Below are 17,782 nucleotides of genomic sequence, written 5' to 3'. Positions count from 1 at the left end.
AAAGAAATGACGAATAGTTCAAATAAATATATTTTAATGGTAATAACAGCCGCACTAATTAGCGCGTGCTCTGTTACCAAGAAATACGAACGTCCTACAACCTTAAAAACAGATCAGTTGTATCGTGATCAATCTTCTACAGATTCGACTACAATTGCTGATATGCCTTGGCAGAGTGTTTTTAAAGATGAAAAATTGAACGCATTAATTCAAAAAGGTTTAGATCAAAATCTGAATCTGAAAAATGCGATAGAGAATATTGTACAAGCTCGTGCTTCTCTGCGTCAGAGCAAATTAGCTTATTATCCAACTTTACAATTGGATGCAAGTGCTACTCATAACAAGCAGTCTCAAGCAGGACTTAACTTTCCTGCGGGAATTAATATCAATACTTTGACTACCACTTATAAATTGGGTGCAAGTACGTCTTGGGAACTTGATGTTTGGGGAAAATTAAGCAGTTCCAAAAGAGCGGCCTTAGCAACTTATCTAGCAACCGATGCTGCAAAACAAGCTGTTCAAACACAATTGATTTCAGATATTGCGAATAATTATTTTATGTTATTGGCTTATGATAAATCATTGAAAATTACGCAGGAGACTTTGGAAAGCCGTATCAAAAATGTGGAGACAATTAAAGCTTTAAAAGAAGGTGCTATTGTTACAGGAGCTGCAGTTGTTCAGAGTGAAGCTAATCAACATGCTGCAGAAGTTTTGATTCCAGATTTGAAACAGAATATCCGCGAAACAGAAAATGCTTTGAATATTTTGTTAGGACAAGCACCAGGGCCAATTGATAGAGGAGAGTTAGGAACTCAAATTATTCCTGAAAATATTGCTCTTGGTATGCCTGCTCAATTATTAAACAATCGTCCTGATGTTCGTCAAGCGGAATTTAATTTTAGAGTTGCTTTTGAATCTACCAACTTGGCGAAAACCTATTTTTATCCAAGTTTGACGCTTACTGCTAGTACAGGTTTTTCTAATTTAGAATTGAAAGACTTTTTCAGTAACTCTATTTTTTATTCGATAATTGGAGGTTTAACGCAACCAATTTTTAATCAAGGATTGAATAAAATGAGATTGACAACAGCTCAGTCACAACAATTACAAGCGTATAATAATTTCCAGCAGACTTTATTAGTAGCAGGTCAGGAAGTTTCAAATGCTTTGTATTCTTATGAAATGGCAGTTGAAAAAGAAGATTCAAGACAAAAACAGATTGAAGCCTTAGAAAAAGCAGTTGATTTTACGCAACAGCTTTTGGAATATAGTTCAGCTACTAATTATACAGACGTATTGACTTCAGAGCAAAATCTTTTGTCTGCGCAATTGAGCGGTATAAATGATAATCTGCAAAAGTTACAGGCTGTTGTAAATTTATACAGAGCTTTAGGTGGAGGCTGGAAGTAAAAACGCTTTAAATTTTATAAAAATAACCGTTTGTCGGAAATACTGCACCTTTCGTCTAATAAATTATTAATTATTATAGAATTGGATTTACCTTTGAAACGGTTAAAATAAAAGTATACTTTTAAGTTCCCACGATCAAGATCATTCGATGATCACTTAATTTAAATAAAAACATGACTATAAAACGCCTCAGAAATGAGGCGTTTTTTTTTTGAAATCTATATCGGCTGAAAAGGACTATTCGTCGATTATTTTTACCGTTCTGTATAATGAATGATCCTGTGTTAAATATTGGCATTACTTTAGATTGATATCTACTAAAATTAATATTTAAAACTAAAGATCATGAAAAAATTAGTATTTGCCTCAGTACTCTTTATGAGTGTTTTTTTCGCCCAAGCGCAAGTGTCAATCAATGTAAATATTGGAACACCGCCAAATTGGGGACCACAAGGCTACGATGACAGCAGATATTATTACCTGCCAGATATCGATGTATATTATGACGTTAATCAAAGCGTATTTATCTACGACAATGGTGGAAAATGGATTCGTGAAAAAAGGCTTCCTTCAAGATACAGAAACTATGATTTGTATTCAGGCTACAAAGTTGTTTTGACAGATTATAGAGGAGATTCGCCTTATAGTTATCATACAAATCACAGAAAAGCGTATCCAAAAGGTTACCACGGCGCTCCTCAAAAAAACAGAGGAGAAAAACCTAAAGGCAACAATGGAAATCATTACGGAAACGATAAAGGTAATAATAAAGGAAAAAACAAAGGAAATAATAACTCCAAACAACAGTCAGACAAAAACCACGATCAAAATCATTCTAACGGAAATCATCGTTAATTGAAAATAGGCTGTAATAAAAACCCTCCAAATTGGAGGCGTTTTTGATTTTATAAAAAAAATAAAGACATTGTACTATCCAAGTATTTCAACATAGCCCGTGGTTTCAACCACGGGAAACGTATCATTGTAACATTTATGTCGCTCTTCTGGAGCTTTATTTTGATGCTATAATTTTATTTGCTTCTCTGAAGCAATTGGTATTAATAAAAAAAGCTTTCTCTTTGGAGAAAGCCTTTTTTCAATTATGTAACTTCTTGTATTTATTATTCCGAAACCGTTTTTACTTTATGTCCAATAGCTCCAAAAGAAAGAATAATCAAGAAACAGATTAAAGGAATAATATATCCCGACTGAATATCATCATGATTCATATCAATCAAAGTTCCCATTCCGTACGGAATAATCGCACCACCAACAATTGACATTACTAACCAAGAAGAACCTGTTTCCGTATTTGATTTTAAGCCTTTAATTCCCAAAGAGAAAATGGTTGGGAACATAATCGACATAAAGAATCCAATTCCTCCAAGAGCGTAAATAACCACAATTCCAGAACCGTAAATAGCAACTAGACAAAGAACAGCGCTCATTACACAATAAATAGATAATAAAACATAATCCTTTACAAAACGTAAAAAGAATGTTCCAATAAAACGTCCAGCCATAAAAAGGAAACCATAAATTCCTAAATAATATCCAGCCGTTTTTTCGTCTAATCCAGCCCCTTGCTGTGCAATACGGATAAAGAAACTTGTAATACAAACCTGCGCTCCAACATAGAAAAACTGAGCCACAACGCCCCAGCTTAAATGTCTGAATTTTAAAACAGAGAAAAACCCAGGTTTAATTTCAGCCTCTGAATGAGTTGCTTTCATAGAAGGCAATTGTACGAAGTAAAATATAATAGCTACCAAAACCAAAATACTTCCCAAAACGATATAAGGCATTTTTACAGAAGCTGCTTCGCCTAATAAATATGCCGCTTTTTCTACTTCAGGCATTGCTGCCATTTGTTCCGGCGTATGATTGGTTCCTGAAAGAATAAATAACGAACCTACAATTGGAGCAACCATTGCGGCTAATCCGTTGAAAGAAGCCGCTAAATTCAATCTTTTAGAAGAAGATTCTGCAGGTCCTAAAATTGCTGCGTAAGGATTCGCACTGGTTTCTAAAATAGTTAAACCACACCCAATAACAAAAAGTGCAAATAAAAACAATTCGTAAGTTCTAGTATTAGCCGCTGGAACGAACAAAAATGCTCCCACAGCAAAAACTAATAATCCCGTTATGATACTGTTTTTATAACCAAATCTTTTAATCAGCATTCCTGCAGGTATTGCCATAATAAAATAAGCAAAGAATACAGAAGTATCAATTAAAGTAGATTGACGATTGTTTAATTCACACGCTTTTTTCAAGTGCGGAATCAAAACAGAATCTAAGTTGTGGGCCATTCCCCAAAGAAAAAATAGGCAGGTAACAAGAATGAAAGGCAAAAGATATTGATTTCCTTTTCCGCCTTCTGTCGGCACTTCGTGTTGATCACCAGCTTGGTTTGTAATTTGCATTGTTTAGATAGTTTTTTGTTATTTTTTAGGTTCAAAGTGACAGAGAGACAAAGGCTCAAAGTTTTTTTAAACTCATGTCTCTTTGGTGTTGTTTTTTATTAAAGGTCAAGTGGCAAAAAAATCATAGGTTCAAAGTGTAGAAACCTCTGTCACTTTGCAACTTTGTCTCTTTGTCACTTTAAGAAAAATTATTTTTTCTTCACTAAAAGTAAATGATCACATACCAAAACGACTTCACCGCGTTGGTTGATGATTTCTACATGTTCTGTTACGGTTCCCATTTCTGGATTTTTGGCTTCTCCTTTTTCAGAAATCGTAATTTCAGAGTGAATGGTGTCGCCGATATGAACGGGTTTTACAAAACGCATTTTGTCGTAACCTCTAGAAAAAGCTTCTGGATTTATTTCTGAAGCAGTTAATCCGATTCCGATCGCAAAAACCATCGTTCCGTGAGCGATTCTTTGTCCGAAAGGTTGTGTTTTACACCATTCTTCGTCCATGTGGTGCGGGAAGAAATCCCCGGTGTGTCCGGCGTGAACTACGAAGTCAGTTTCTGTGATTGTTCTGCCTAATGTTACTCGTTTGTCGTCGATTTGATAATCTTCGAAAAAAGTAGATTTAAAATACATAATCTTGATATTTTTATCCGTCTTGCTCTTTCAAATTAATGCTAAAAAACACGTTTGTTTTGAAGAGGACTGAAATTTGTTTTTTTGGTTTTGAAATATAGTGTTTTAATTACACTTCATCAAAAGAAATCCCACCGTTTTTACTGCTGGCGTAACAAGCCTCCACAACTTTCATTGTTCCTAAAACATCTTGAACGCTGGCAGATAATATTGAATCAGAACCCTCTTTGTAACGCATCAGATTAGACATTGCACCAATAAAAGCTTCTGGAAACCAAGAACCTTCTAATTTTACTTCTGTCCATTCGTATTCATTTTCATTATCTTTTTTTGGCAGCGCGTACTCAAAAACGTCAGGAAGACCGTCAGGATAATTCATTAACAGACCCATTTTTGCTTTAACAGCGCCTTTTGTTCCTTCCCATTTGATGTAGCTTTCTTCATGCTTTGGACCAAAATGATGATCATGATTCGTATTGATCACAACATGTTTATCTTCGCCATAATCAAGAATAATTGTAGATCGGCTTGAAGATAGTTTCTTAAGCGGATGTTTAGCCGTTTTTGCCAATACACTTTTCGGATTTCCCAGAAAAGATCTAATGCAGTCAATGTAATGCACACTGTGAAAAAGAATCTCCAATCTCGGATGTTCTTTAATTAAAGGAAATAATTCCCAAGGCGTATTTACGGTAACTTTAAATTCTAAATCGTATAATTCGCCGATAATGCCCTGATCGATTAAATATCTGGCTGCACTTACAAAAGAAGCAAAACGCAATTGAAAGTTGATTGCAGCAACCAAATTTTTTCTTTCGCAGACTTCTACAATTTCACGAGCCTGAGCCAAATCATTTCCCATTGGTTTCTGAATCAAAACTGTAGCTCCGTCTGGCAATTGTTCTAAAATTTCGATGTATTGATCAGGTAAAACGGTAATATCATAAACAGCGTTTGAAGGCGCATTTTTAACCGCATCAGCAACACTTTCAAAAACATGATCGATTTTGAATTGTTTCTGTAAATCGTATGCTTTCGAAATCGTTCTGTTGGTAATACCAAAAACTTTAAAACCAGCCATTTCGTAAGCAGGAAGATGCGCATCTTTTACAATACCGCTCGCTCCAATAATTACAATGGGCTGTTCTGTTTGGGGAAGTAAAGGTTTATAGGGAATATTCATTTGTTCTATATTTTGAAATTAAGTCTGCCAAGTTTAATTTTTGACAGAGCTGTGTAATGTTGTTCCTTGACTTAATTCTCTAATTTTTTTCTGAGTTTCTTCTAAAAGTATTGCTGATGGAATATCCGTTTCAATGGCTTTTAAAACAGTGCCGTCAATCAGTTCGGCTACTTTTGGCCAGATTGGTGTTTGAGGCAGTGTTAATGCATTTTCATGAAGCATTTCCAGTTTATGATAAAACGGAATCAAAGTATTGATTTCTGCATCTTTCCAAGTTGATTTTCTGCATCCGATGCCGCCTTCTGTGGTCAATAATTTGTCGCTTTCTGGCGTTGTGGCAAAACGTAAAAAATCGTAAGCCAGTTTTTTGTGTTTGCTTCCAGAGCCTATGGTATACAGCCAATAAACATTTAAAGAAGCCGTTTTATGACCAGGATCGGATGGGAGAGAAGTGATGTCGATTTTTCCCTTCACTTTCGATTCTTCAATTACTTCTGCCATAGAAGCAAATCCGAACCAGTTGATTGCCATTGCAGCTTGTCCTTCGGCGAAAGCCAAACCTGCTTCAACCGAACCAAATTCTCTCGATTTTGGATGAACCGCATTTTTGTCATTGACCATTTTTCGATAAAAATCCAATGCTTTTATCGCTGCTTCATTATGAATGTCAATCTGATTTTTTTTGTTTAATAAAGAACCGCCGCGTGTCCATAATTGCAGACAAAAGTCAAAAACCATGTTGTGTCCGTCTGGATAATTGGCAAAAACAGCACCGTATAAATTTTGTTCGGGACGATTAAAAAATGTGCCTATTTCTGCGAATTCCTGCCATGTTTTTGGTGTAGCAAGTTCATAACCAAACTGCTTTTTAAAATTCTCTTTCTCTGTTTCGTTTTCGAACAAATCTTTTCGGTAAATCAGACATTCAGGCCCGTCGTGAAACGGAAGTCCAAAAATACCGTTACTCAGCTTTTGTAAATGTAAAAGCGATTTATGCCATCCAAAAGGATAATTTTCAGGTGGATTTTCTCCAATTAAGGAAAACAAATTTAGAACCGCATTTTCGTTTGCAGCATCAAAAATCCAATCGGTATTGATATGAGCAATATCCCATTTTCCTTCTTTTAGACCTTTTTCTGAAATTGTAGTTTCATATAAATCATGAAGTTCTAAGGCAACCATTTCTGCTTCCATTTTTATGTTGTTTTGAAGACAGAAAGCATCCCACAATTTTTGAATTGTACTTTCGAAAGGATCGAATTTACGAACAGCGATTCTAATTTTTTCCATTAACAGTCAATAAATTCTTTAATAATTTTCTCGTTGTCCTGACCCAGTTTTGGAGAACCTTTTCCAGAAGTCAGATATTCGCCGTCAATTTTTATCGGACAGCGTGTTGTTTTATAAGTATAGCCATCCAACATTTCGACTTGCTGTGTAAAATCCAAAACCTTAAATCCATCTTCTGCAAATAACTGCTGATAGTTTAAAACTCCTGCGCACCAGATGTCGGCTGGTTCTAAAATATCTAACCAAAACTGTGTTTCCTGTGTTTGCAGATGATCGGCAAGAATATTTTTGATTTCGTCTCTAAGCGTAAATTTATTTTCCGGGAAAGCCAATAAAGCATCACATTTTAGCAAAGAAGCCAAAACAGGAATGGAACCCATTGCTAAGGCTAAATAACCGTTTTGGGTTTTGTAAATTCCATATGGCGCGCCCAAATAAGCGTGTGCGTTATTGGTTTTAGTTCGAACAGGCAATTCGCCTCCATCATTAAAATAAGTCGTAATCGTTTCAAACTGAAAATCAAAAGCAGATTCCAGCATACTCACTTGAATTTGTGCGCCAATGTTATGAGTTGCTTTTCGGTATAAAGCAGCTAAAATTCCTTGCGCTAAATGAGCTCCGGCAAGCATATCTACAATCGACAATCCCATTGGAACTGGTCCATCTTCTTGATTACCGCTCAGCCAAGTTAAAGCGGTTAAAGATTGTAAAAGCAAATCCTGACCCGGTAAATCCTTTAAATCTGGATGTTCTCCAAAACCTGAAATTGCCCCATAAATTACATTTGGATTAATGCTTTTTACGTCTTCATAACTTAAACCAATGCGTTCCATTACTCCAGGTCTGAAATTATGCATGACAACATCTGCTTTGGCTAATAATTTTTTTAGTTTTTGAAGTTCCTCTGGCTGTTTAAAATCAATCGCAAAAGATTCTTTGTTTCTGTTGATGGTATGAAAAACAGACGATTCGCCGTTCATAATCAAATCAGAAGTATATAAAGTACGGCAGATATCTCCCGTTCCCGGTTTTTCAATTTTTATTACGCGCGCTCCCAAATCTGCCAAACGCAAACTCGCTGACGGCCCCGAAAGAAACTGACTGAAATCTATAATTAAATAATCTTCTAATGGTTTCATTTTTTCTGTTTAACCGTTTATTATGGTTTATTTGTTTAATCGTTTTATTCAACAATTAAAAATCTAATTTGATCTGCTCAAATCATTTTAAATCTGCGCGAAATACTTTTTTTGCGTATAAATTTTGTCACGCAGATTTATTTAGATTAAAGCAGATTAGGCTGATTTTAATCTAAACTGATGAATAATAAATTTTAGCTTATTGTTGAATAAACTCTTTATGTATTACTAAATTATCTTGTCCTACTTTTGGAGCGGCTTTTTCGCTTAATAAAATTTCACCGTCTAACTGAATCGGACTTCTGGTGGTTACCAAAGTTTCGCCTTCGGTATTTTTTACGGTTTGTTTTAGGTGTAATTCAGTTACAAAAGGCTGATTGTCCAGTTCTTCGTAATTGAAAACTTTTCCGCACCAAATACCTTCTTTCTGCAAGATTTCAATCCAATAATCAGAAGTTTGGGTTTGAATTCTTTCGCTCAAAATCGTTCTGATCTCATCTCTTTTTTCAAACCAAAGATGTTTATCTGCAAAGGCATTTAAATCTAAACCTAATGTTTTTCCAATAAAAAGTAAATCGCCCATTGCTAGAGATAAATAACCGTCTTGTGTTTGATAAACTCCGTAAGGCGCACTTAAAAAAGCATGTGCACTTCCTTTAATATCACCACGTTCAGGCAATTGACCGCCATCATTTAGGAAAGAAGTAATCGCTTCAAATTGCACATCCAAAATAGATTCCAGCAGACTAACTTCTACCAAAACTCCTTTTTTGGTTTTAGCTCTTTTTAGAAGTGCGGCTAAAATTCCCTGTACAAAATGATTCCCGCACATTAAATCGGCTACAGCCAAACCAAACGGAACTGGGCCTTGACTTTTGCGTCCGCTTAACCAGCTTAATCCGGAAAGCGATTGTAACAATAAATCTTGTCCCGGTTTTTTTGCCCACGGACCTTCATTTCCATAACCTGTAATGGTTCCGTAAATAATCTGTGGATTAATAGCCAAAGCATTTTCAAAATCTAAACCGATTTTTTCCATTACTCCGGGTCTAAAATTATGCGTCATAATATCAGCCTTTTGGATTAGTTTTTTAATCAAAACCAAATCGTCTGGATTTTTCAAATCGGCTGCAAAAGATTCTTTATTTCTGTTAATCGTATGAAATAGTAAACTGCTGTCGTCTACAAATAAATCTTTTATGCTCAATTGTCTGCAGGCTTCACCTTTTACAGGACGCTCGATTTTGATGACGCGTGCACCCAAATCAGCCAGTTTTAATCCAGCCGAGGGTCCTGCTAAAAACTGACAGAATTCCAGAACAATTAATCCTTCTAAAGGTCTCATATGGTCTGGATTTTTAGAGATTCCGCGTAAAGCGAATTCATTTCTTCCAATACTTTTAATTCATCTCCGCCATTCATTAAATAATTACGAACCACATCTCCAGCATGATCTTGGAAATACATATGTCCATAATATCTCGGACGAAGGAAAGCGCGCTCTAATGCAGGAAGTGTATTTTTGAAATAATCGTGCGTTACACCATTAATTCGCTCGTTTTTCCAAGCTTGCAAATGACCTGGCTGACCGCCATTATCGGTATAAATATTTTGCTGCACTTGTGATGAACACGTAAATTCAGCATATTTTATGGCAGTTTCAATATGTTGGCTGAATGAAGAAACCGCTAATCCAGTGCCGCCCAAAGAAGAAATCATTGGATTGTCATTCAAACTTACTAAATCGTAAAAATGTAAAAGTTTACGGCTGTAGCCAATACGAGAATAATTAGAATAACCGTAAGCAAATGGGCAATAGGCAATTTCGTCTGAATTAACCATTGCTTCGTAAACTTGTATAGGATTTCTATTAAAGTTAGCTGGATCAATTAACTGAGCCAGTTCTCTAAACATTTGAAGTGCTTTGATTCCTGTAGTTTCAGAAATCACTTTTTCTTCTGAAAGAAAAGGAGCTTCGCCCAAACTACAGCAAAACATATAAAAACTCATTAAAACATCTACCGGAATTCCAGCGAAAGCGACTAAGCCTTTTTTCGCTAAAGCCAATAAATCGTCATAAGTTTTTGGAACTTCTAAATTATTTTTTTCTAAAAGATCCAAGCGGGCAGAGGCAACCGGAGTTGCAGCGTCGATTGGAAGCGCCCATAATTTATCATGAAAAACATAACTTTCGTACGATTTTCCAACAGTATTATTTTCTTGATCTTTAATATATTCGTTTGATAAATAATCAGATAACGGAAGAATCGCTTTGGTCTGCGCTCCAAAACCTGTCCAAGGATGATCGATTACCAATAAATCGAATCTTTTGGCTAAGTCTTCGATAGAAGCATCTGCAAATTCTTGTAAACTTCTTTTCTCCCAAGAAATTTCAACATCAGGATGTAATTCTGTAAAACGCTGCGATGTAGCAACCATTGGAAGCAAACCTCTTGTATGGTTCCAAGTTATGCCTTTTAATTTTATCATTTGGATATAGGAATTTTGAGTAGTGAAATCGATTGAAATAATAAATGTAAAATTTACAATTACAAAAGTAGAAATAAGATTTAAATGCACAAGAAATCCTTTCTTTTTAAGAAATCTTTTTTACATAAATCGATAATTAGTGATATAATTTTTACAAACGATCTAAAAAATGTTATAAAAATTTAAAGTTTAGTTATTTTAAGAATAGGAAAACGAAATATCTCTCGGATATTAATTTTTAAAAAGTATTTTTGTAATTGTGATTTTTACATTTATTAATTTTGTTATGTTCTTTTTGAAGAATTTTGAATTGATGAATGAAGAATAACTACAAATTATAAACTAACAACTAAAAATATACGATTATGAAATTAATACGTTTTGGAGAAATCGGAAAAGAGAAACCAGGAGTTTTGATTGGAGAAAAGAGATATGATGTTTCTTCGATTGTAACCGATTTTAACGAAAGTTTCTTTGAAGAAAACGGATTAGAAAAATTACAAAAAGCATTAGAAAGCAATCCAACTTTATCAGAAGTAGATGCTTCAATACGTTTAGGTTCGCCAGTGGCAAGACCTTCAAAAATTATCTGTATTGGATTGAATTATATTGATCACTGTAAAGAAACAAATGCTCCGATTCCGACAGAACCAATTATTTTCTTCAAATCAACAACTTCTTTGTGCGGTCCAGACGATGATTTGATTATTCCAAAAAATAGTGAAAAAACAGACTGGGAAGTAGAATTGGCTTTTATCGTGGGCAAAAAAGCAAGTTATGTTGAAGAAGCAGAAGCTTTAGATTATGTTGCGGGTTACGCTTTATTGAATGATTATAGCGAAAGAGCTTTTCAATTAGAGCGTGGAGGACAATGGGCAAAAGGAAAAGGGAGTGACACTTTTGCGCCTCTTGGACCATTTTTGGCTACAAAAGATGAAGTCGCAGATGTGGACAATTTAAAGATGTGGCTGACGGTAAACGGTAAAAAATACCAAGATAGTAATACACTAAATCTAGTTTTCAAGATTCCTTATTTGGTACATTATTTAAGTCAGTTTATGACTTTGCTTCCGGGTGATATTATCAGTACAGGAACGCCTCCGGGAGTTGGTTTAGGAATTAAACCAGATCCGATTTATATTAAAGCTGGCGATGTTGTTGAATTAGGAATTGAAGGTTTAGGAACAAGTAAACAAAAGGCTGTAGCATATCAAAAATAAAAATTAAGAAAGTATAAAATGAAATATATAGTTTGCGAAAAACCGCAGGAATTTTTACTAAAAGAAACCAGTATTCCGGAACCAAAAGAAGGTGAAGTTTTATTGAAAATTAAAAGAATCGGAATCTGTGGAACTGATATCCATGCTTTTGGTGGGACTCAGCCTTATTTTGAATATCCAAGAATTTTAGGTCACGAATTAGCAGCTGAATATGTAAAAGGAAATGCAGAAGGTTTTAAACCAGGTGATAAGGTAACTTTTATTCCGTATTTCAACTGCGGAAAATGTGTGGCTTGTAGAAACGGACTAACAAATTGCTGTGTAAATATTAAAGTTTTCGGCGTTCATATTGATGGCGGAATGGCAGAATATGTGTCGATTCCAGAACAATATTTATTGCACGGTCAAGGTTTAGATTATGATGAATTGGCTTTGGTTGAGCCTTTGGCAATTGCAGCGCATGGCGTTAGAAGAGCAACTGTAAAACCGACAGATACCGTTTTAGTAATGGGAGCAGGACCAATTGGAATTGGTTTGATTCAGTTTGCTAAAATTGCTGGAGCAAAAGTAATCGTAATGGATATCAACGATTACAGATTAAATTTCTGTAAAACAGAACTAAATGCTGATGAAACGATTAATCCGTTGAACGATGATGTTGCTCAAAAATTAGCTGAATTGACAAACGGTGATATGGCGAATGTGGTTATTGATGCTACTGGAAATCAGAAAGTAATGAATAGCGCTTTTAATTATATTTCGCATGGCGGAAGATTTGTTTTGGTCGGACTTCAAAAAGGAGAATTAAGTTTTAGTCATCCCGATTTTCACAAAAGAGAATCGACTTTAATGAGCAGCCGAAATGCAACAATCGAAGATTTCGAATATGTGATGAAATGTTTGAAAGAAGGAAAAATCGATCCGAAGAAATACATTACGCACAGAACTAGTTTTGATGAAATGATTACTGATTTTGGGAATTTGATTGACCCTAAAAATAATGTAATTAAGGCGTTGATTGAAATAGAATAATTTTTTTAAAACACATAGAAACATAGATTTTTTTGTTTCTTGAAAGAGAATAGAAAGAAACTAGTTTCTAAAACATAGAACTATGTGAATTAATGCAAGTGAAACGCCTTTATGCGGTTCCAAAACTATGTTTTTATGTGTTTAAAAATGAATCTTAAATAACCACAAAAATGGATTTAAACTTAAAAAACAAAATAGTTGTCGTTTCTGGTTCGGCTGGAAAAGAAGGCAGTATTGGAGAAACAATCATTAATAGATTGGCAGATGAAGGCGCAATTCCGGTTTTAGTTGACAGAAATGCAAGAGGTTTCGAATACGTGGAAAGACTTCAGAAAAGAGGAGTTAATTCTTTATTTGTACAGACTGACGTAACCGACCCTGTTGCAATAGAAAATGCTGTAAAAGTAATCGGAGCAAAATATGGAAGAATTGATGCTATAATTAATAATGTTGGCGTGAATGACGGTGCAGGATTAGATTCAAGCTACGAGGATTTTATGAATTCTTTGAAATTGAATGTGGTAAGTTATTTTTTATTGGCTAAATATTCGCTTCCATTTTTAAAAGAATCAAAAGGAAATATTTTAAATATTTGTTCAAAAGTGGCTTTAACAGGTCAGGGCGGCACTTCTGGTTACGCTGCTGCGAAAGGTGGAGTTTTGGGCTTAACTAGAGAATGGGCAGTAGATTTGATTCAGTACGGAATTCGTTCAAATGCGATTATTATTGCTGAAAGTTATACACCTGCTTACGAAGATTGGATTAAAACTTTGCCAGATGGAGAGGCAGTTTTGAAAAAAATTAGTAAAACGATTCCATTAGAAAGCCGAATGACCAAAACAGAAGAAATTGCAGATACGGCCCTTTTCATTATTTCTGAAAAATCATCGCATACTACGGGACAATTTGTTTTTGTGGATGGAGGTTACGTACATTTAGACCGCGCTTTAATCAGCGATGTTAATTAAAAAGTTATGAGTAAAAGAATAGATTCCCATCAGCATTTTTGGATATTTGACCCAGTTAGAGACAGCTGGATTGATGAAACGATGCAAAATATCCAAAGAAATTTTCTTCCGGAAGATTTACAGCCGCTATTAAACGTCAATCAATTTGAAGGTTGTGTAGCAGTTCAGGCAAGCCAATCAGAAGAAGAAACTGAATTTTTATTGGATTTGGCTTCTAAAAATGATTTCATAAAAGCAGTTGTAGGCTGGATCGATTTGAGAAATGAAAACATTGAAGAACGTTTACAATTCTTTTCAGATCAAAAAAAACTGAAAGGTTTCAGACATGTTGTGCAAGGAGAACCAGATGATTTTATGTCCGGAACAGAATTCAGAAGAGGAATCACAGCTTTAAAATTCTTCAATTATACTTATGATATATTGATTTTTGAACGTCAATTACCAGCTGCAATAAGTTTGGTAAAAGATTTTCCAGACCAAAAATTTGTAATTGATCATATTGCAAAACCGGATATTAAATCAGGGAGCATTGATTCTTGGAAAAGCGGCATTGAAGAAATCGCAAAGTATGACAACGTTTGGTGTAAAATCTCAGGAATGGTCACAGAAGCCGATTGGAAAAACTGGAAACGAGAAGATTTAAAGCCCTATTTAGATGTAATTTTTGAAAACTTTTCAGTTGATAAATTAATGTATGGTTCAGATTGGCCAGTTCTCAATGTTGCTTCGGATTATAATGAAGTGGTTAGAACTTTAGAAGATTATATTTCGAAGTTTTCTATTGAAGACCAGAATAAGATTTGGTTTGAGAATGCGAATGCGTTTTATGATCTAAATAAATAGAGAATTTAAAAAAGCGTAAATTTAATATTTACGCTTTTTTTTTCTTCCTATTTGTCAAAGTTTAAAACATTGACAAAGATTCTACTCGCAAACTTGTCTACTATAGCCCGTGGTTTCAACCACGGGAACACAATACAGGCCGTTACAATATTGCGTTCCAGTGGTTGAAACCACGGGGTATATTTGAAAATTGGACTTCACTCGAAATGGCAAAAAAATTTCTAATTCTTCAAAACATTATTTTCCGGAGCCCATTTCTTCTGCCATTCTGGATATTTTTTCAACGCCTTTTCAGGTTTATCCGTATACCACGCATAACCCGTTCTTCTTTCACGGCTTACTTCAGCTAGAGAATATAAAAACTCGCTGTCACGATCAGAGAACAAAGGTCTATGTGTTTTTAGTTCATAGTAACGAGTCCAGATTGGCGGTGCTGTTGGGTCGTTTACGATTCTTACGTCATTTTTGATTTTCTTGTATTTGGATTCCATTTCTTCAGCTGCAAAACTTTCAACTCTGGTATTGTAGATTTTAGAATCCTGAAACCATTTTACTGCACCTTGTACGGCATTAATAATCTTTTCATTCGGATTATCAATATCCATTAAAAACAAAACTACATCAACACTTTCTGCATTACAGATGCTTGGCGGTTCAAATTTACGCGCCCAAGCAGGTTCAAGTGTTATTTCGTCGTGTTGCTGGCACCAAGCGGTTAATTCTCCGTTGTCTTTAATCTGCATTTTTAAAATACACTCTAGTCCTTTTTGATATGCGGTGGCTACTTTTTTTCTAGTTTTGGCATCAATAAAAGCATAATCAGGATCATTGTTTACAATCTTTTTTAAGAGATTCATAATTCCCATATAGGCTCCGTCATTAAAGGTAATATGGCGACTATAGCCTTTTTCGAGCGGATAATATTGTGGCCAGCCTCCGTTTGAATATTGTGCTTTTATAGTGAAATTAATACCTCGTAGACACCCATCTTTATATCTTGGATCTTTGCTAAGTGTATAAACCTGCGCCAGATAATGAATATGAGTGTAAGTTGTTTCATTATCAAAGGTCGTATGCTCAATGTATTTCGTTTTGACTACACTATCAATTTGTTGTGTTGTCAAAATAGCTTTCATATCATAATTTTTAGGCCAGCCTCCATTATCACGTTGGAAATACAGAATATTATCGGCAATTTTCGTATAATCCGTTTCGGCATATTTCGGCTGATTCGGAATCGGATTTATGATATTGGTTTTGTCTTTGATAAAATACCAATGATTGGTGCCGTCTGTAAAAGGTTTTGTACTGATCTCGCTGTTTGTCTGTGCATTTGAATACAAAAATGAAAAGACACAAAACGCTGATGCCAATAATTTCGAGCTGTTTATGGAATTGAACATAAAATCTCCGTTTTAAAATTTAACAGCTTTCTTAGGAACAGTTTTATCGACAGTAGTAGTTTTTGATAAATTAGAACCGCTTAAATCGATATTTTTACTGGCTTCTCCTGCAATTGTAATGGTATTTGAAGAGGAAGGATTAAATGCTACATTTTTTAAAGAAAGGTTTTGTGCATTGTAAATCTCAAATGCATTTTTAGCTTCAATATCTAATTGTAAGTTATTTAATTTTATTCCTTTAGCGTCAATAATCGAAAACCCTTTTTCAGCTTTGGCGATTAAGTTTGTGATTTCAATATTTTCTAAATTCATTTCTGGAAGACCTTGTAAAAATACGGCTTGCTGGGCACCTTTGATAGTGATATTTTTAATCGAAATGTTTTTAAACTGAGGAGTTTCAACTGTCACAGGCATCGCCTTGTTGACCACTTTGTCTCCGCCTTCTTCTAATGTTTCGGCAATCGATTTTCCTCCGTAATACAAATTAAACGAGATAGCCTGTGATGGAATATCAGTCATAAACACATCCGAAATAAAGATGTTTTCTACGACACCACCTCTTCCGCGGGCACTTTTAAAACGCAGACCTACATCTGTTCCCATAAAAGTACAATTCGATACGTGAAGATTTTTTACACCACCAGACATTTCACTTCCAACCGTAACACCGCCGTGACCGTGATACACAATGTTATTTCTCACAATGATGTTTTCGCAAGGAACACCTCTTTCACGTCCGTCTTTATCTTTTCCGGATTTAATGCAGATTGCATCATCTCCTACATCAAAACTTGAATTTTCAACTAATACGTTTTTACAGCATTCCACATCAAGACCGTCTCCGTTTTGAGAATACCAAGGATTGCGAACACTTACATTTCGAACAATCAAATCTTCCACCATAAAAGGATGGATATTCCAAGCTGGCGAATTTTGAAAAACAGGGCCGTCAAATAAAACCCTTTTACTATTTTGAATGCTTACCATTACCGGACGAAGAAAATCATGAATGGTTTCAAATTCTTCTTTTGTTTTTAAATCCGGACGTACATTTTGGTCAGCACCTTTAGAAGCATTCATAAAAACCTCTGATGGATACCAGCTTGTTTTGTCTTTATTTAAAACACCGCCTCTTGCAATAACTTCTTTCCACTGGCTATCTGTCACTTTGCTTTTCTTAACCTGTCTCCATACTTCTCCAGAACCATCCCAAACTCCAGTTCCAGTAAAAGCAATATTTTCAAGGTTTTTACCATAAATAGGAGAGATGCAACGCCAAGTATTCAAACCTTCAAAATTGGTTTCTACTAAAGGATATAAAGTTTTGTCTGGAGAAAATTTTATCAGAGCACCTCTTTCTGCATGCAGCTCAATATTACTTTTTAATATAATCGGTCCTGTAAGCCAAATCCCAGGTGGAATAATTAGCTTTCCTCCACCTTTTTTTGAAAGTGCCTCAATAGCATCAGCAAATGCTTTAGTATTTAAAATATAACCTCCGTTTACAGCACCGTAATCTTTTAAGTTTACAGTATTGTTAGGAATAACAGGCTCATTAATTTTAGACATTTTAAACTCAATGTTTTGATAAGCACCATTTGAGGTATTTTGAGCAGTAAGGTTTTTAGAACTCAAACACATCATGATAGCGAGTGCAAGAGAAGCAAATTGTAGTCGGTTGATTTTCATTGTTAGTAATTTTTTTGGTGTTTATTTTATTTATATGAAAATTTAAGTTCTTATAAA

General features: G+C 35.0%; 15 protein-coding genes. 6 read left to right on the top strand and 9 right to left on the bottom strand.

Features of this window, described 5'->3' with window-relative positions; genetic code table 11:
* Nucleotides 1-6 precede the first annotated feature (6 nt).
* Complete coding sequence (locus P2W65_RS20630) at nucleotides 7-1,413, top strand: efflux transporter outer membrane subunit (protein WP_289660732.1); 1,407 nt, start codon at nucleotides 7-9, stop codon at nucleotides 1,411-1,413.
* Nucleotides 1,414-1,758: 345 nt separating this feature from the next.
* Complete coding sequence (locus P2W65_RS20625; RefSeq protein ID WP_289660729.1) at nucleotides 1,759-2,268, top strand: hypothetical protein; 510 nt, start codon at nucleotides 1,759-1,761, stop codon at nucleotides 2,266-2,268.
* Between the two features lie 266 nt (nucleotides 2,269-2,534).
* Here the strand turns inward: P2W65_RS20625 and fucP are convergent, their stop codons facing one another.
* From fucP to P2W65_RS20590, 7 genes are all read right to left on the bottom strand, one after another.
* Complete coding sequence (gene fucP / locus P2W65_RS20620) at nucleotides 2,535-3,839, bottom strand: L-fucose:H+ symporter permease (protein ID WP_289660726.1); 1,305 nt, start codon at nucleotides 3,837-3,839, stop codon at nucleotides 2,535-2,537.
* A gap of 188 nt (nucleotides 3,840-4,027) precedes the next feature.
* Nucleotides 4,028-4,468: a MaoC/PaaZ C-terminal domain-containing protein gene (locus P2W65_RS20615; protein ID WP_276173181.1), complete on the bottom strand. Its 441-nt coding sequence runs from the start codon at nucleotides 4,466-4,468 to the stop codon at nucleotides 4,028-4,030.
* A gap of 109 nt (nucleotides 4,469-4,577) precedes the next feature.
* Nucleotides 4,578-5,651, bottom strand: a complete 1,074-nt coding sequence (locus P2W65_RS20610; RefSeq protein ID WP_289660720.1) for a Gfo/Idh/MocA family protein — start codon at nucleotides 5,649-5,651, stop codon at nucleotides 4,578-4,580.
* Nucleotides 5,652-5,684: 33 nt separating this feature from the next.
* Nucleotides 5,685-6,941, bottom strand: a complete 1,257-nt coding sequence (locus P2W65_RS20605) for an extracellular solute-binding protein (protein WP_289660717.1) — start codon at nucleotides 6,939-6,941, stop codon at nucleotides 5,685-5,687.
* A complete protein-coding gene (locus P2W65_RS20600) occupies nucleotides 6,941-8,080 on the bottom strand; it encodes a CaiB/BaiF CoA transferase family protein (RefSeq protein ID WP_289660714.1) in 1,140 nt (379 codons plus the stop codon). The genes P2W65_RS20605 and P2W65_RS20600 overlap by 1 nt, the downstream gene beginning before the upstream one ends.
* 199 nt (nucleotides 8,081-8,279) lie before the next feature.
* A complete protein-coding gene (locus P2W65_RS20595; protein WP_289660711.1) occupies nucleotides 8,280-9,425 on the bottom strand; it encodes a CaiB/BaiF CoA transferase family protein in 1,146 nt (381 codons plus the stop codon).
* The gene (locus P2W65_RS20590) at nucleotides 9,422-10,570 is read right to left on the bottom strand and encodes an ABC transporter substrate-binding protein (protein WP_289660708.1); all 1,149 of its coding nucleotides are present in this window, start codon (nucleotides 10,568-10,570) and stop codon (nucleotides 9,422-9,424) included. The genes P2W65_RS20595 and P2W65_RS20590 overlap by 4 nt, the downstream gene beginning before the upstream one ends.
* Before the next feature lie 365 nt (nucleotides 10,571-10,935).
* Between P2W65_RS20590 and P2W65_RS20585 the strand changes: the two genes are divergently transcribed.
* From P2W65_RS20585 to P2W65_RS20570, 4 genes are all read left to right on the top strand, one after another.
* Nucleotides 10,936-11,790 carry a fumarylacetoacetate hydrolase family protein gene (locus P2W65_RS20585; RefSeq protein ID WP_289660705.1) on the top strand — a complete coding sequence of 285 codons (855 nt, stop codon included), beginning with the start codon at nucleotides 10,936-10,938 and terminating at the stop codon, nucleotides 11,788-11,790.
* Nucleotides 11,791-11,808: 18 nt separating this feature from the next.
* The gene (locus P2W65_RS20580; RefSeq protein ID WP_289660702.1) at nucleotides 11,809-12,822 is read left to right on the top strand and encodes a zinc-binding alcohol dehydrogenase family protein; all 1,014 of its coding nucleotides are present in this window, start codon (nucleotides 11,809-11,811) and stop codon (nucleotides 12,820-12,822) included.
* Nucleotides 12,823-12,992: 170 nt separating this feature from the next.
* Nucleotides 12,993-13,790 (top strand): SDR family oxidoreductase, encoded by a 798-nt coding sequence (locus P2W65_RS20575; protein ID WP_289660699.1) that lies wholly within the window; start codon nucleotides 12,993-12,995, stop codon nucleotides 13,788-13,790.
* A gap of 6 nt (nucleotides 13,791-13,796) precedes the next feature.
* Complete coding sequence (locus P2W65_RS20570; RefSeq protein ID WP_289660696.1) at nucleotides 13,797-14,633, top strand: amidohydrolase family protein; 837 nt, start codon at nucleotides 13,797-13,799, stop codon at nucleotides 14,631-14,633.
* A 221-nt stretch (nucleotides 14,634-14,854) separates the two neighbouring features.
* Here the strand turns inward: P2W65_RS20570 and pelA are convergent, their stop codons facing one another.
* A complete protein-coding gene (pelA, locus tag P2W65_RS20565) occupies nucleotides 14,855-16,036 on the bottom strand; it encodes a pectate lyase (protein ID WP_289660694.1) in 1,182 nt (393 codons plus the stop codon).
* 12 nt (nucleotides 16,037-16,048) lie between these two features.
* On the bottom strand, nucleotides 16,049-17,725 hold the full coding sequence (locus P2W65_RS20560; protein ID WP_289660692.1) for a glycoside hydrolase family 28 protein: 1,677 nt from the start codon (nucleotides 17,723-17,725) through the stop codon (nucleotides 16,049-16,051).
* Between the last annotated feature and the right edge of the window lie 57 nt (nucleotides 17,726-17,782).

Origin of the sequence: Flavobacterium panacagri (genome assembly GCF_030378165.1) — a bacterium.
GTDB classification, from domain to species: Bacteria; Bacteroidota; Bacteroidia; order Flavobacteriales; family Flavobacteriaceae; genus Flavobacterium; species Flavobacterium panacagri.
This window is presented reverse-complemented; position numbering and strand designations above follow the sequence as displayed.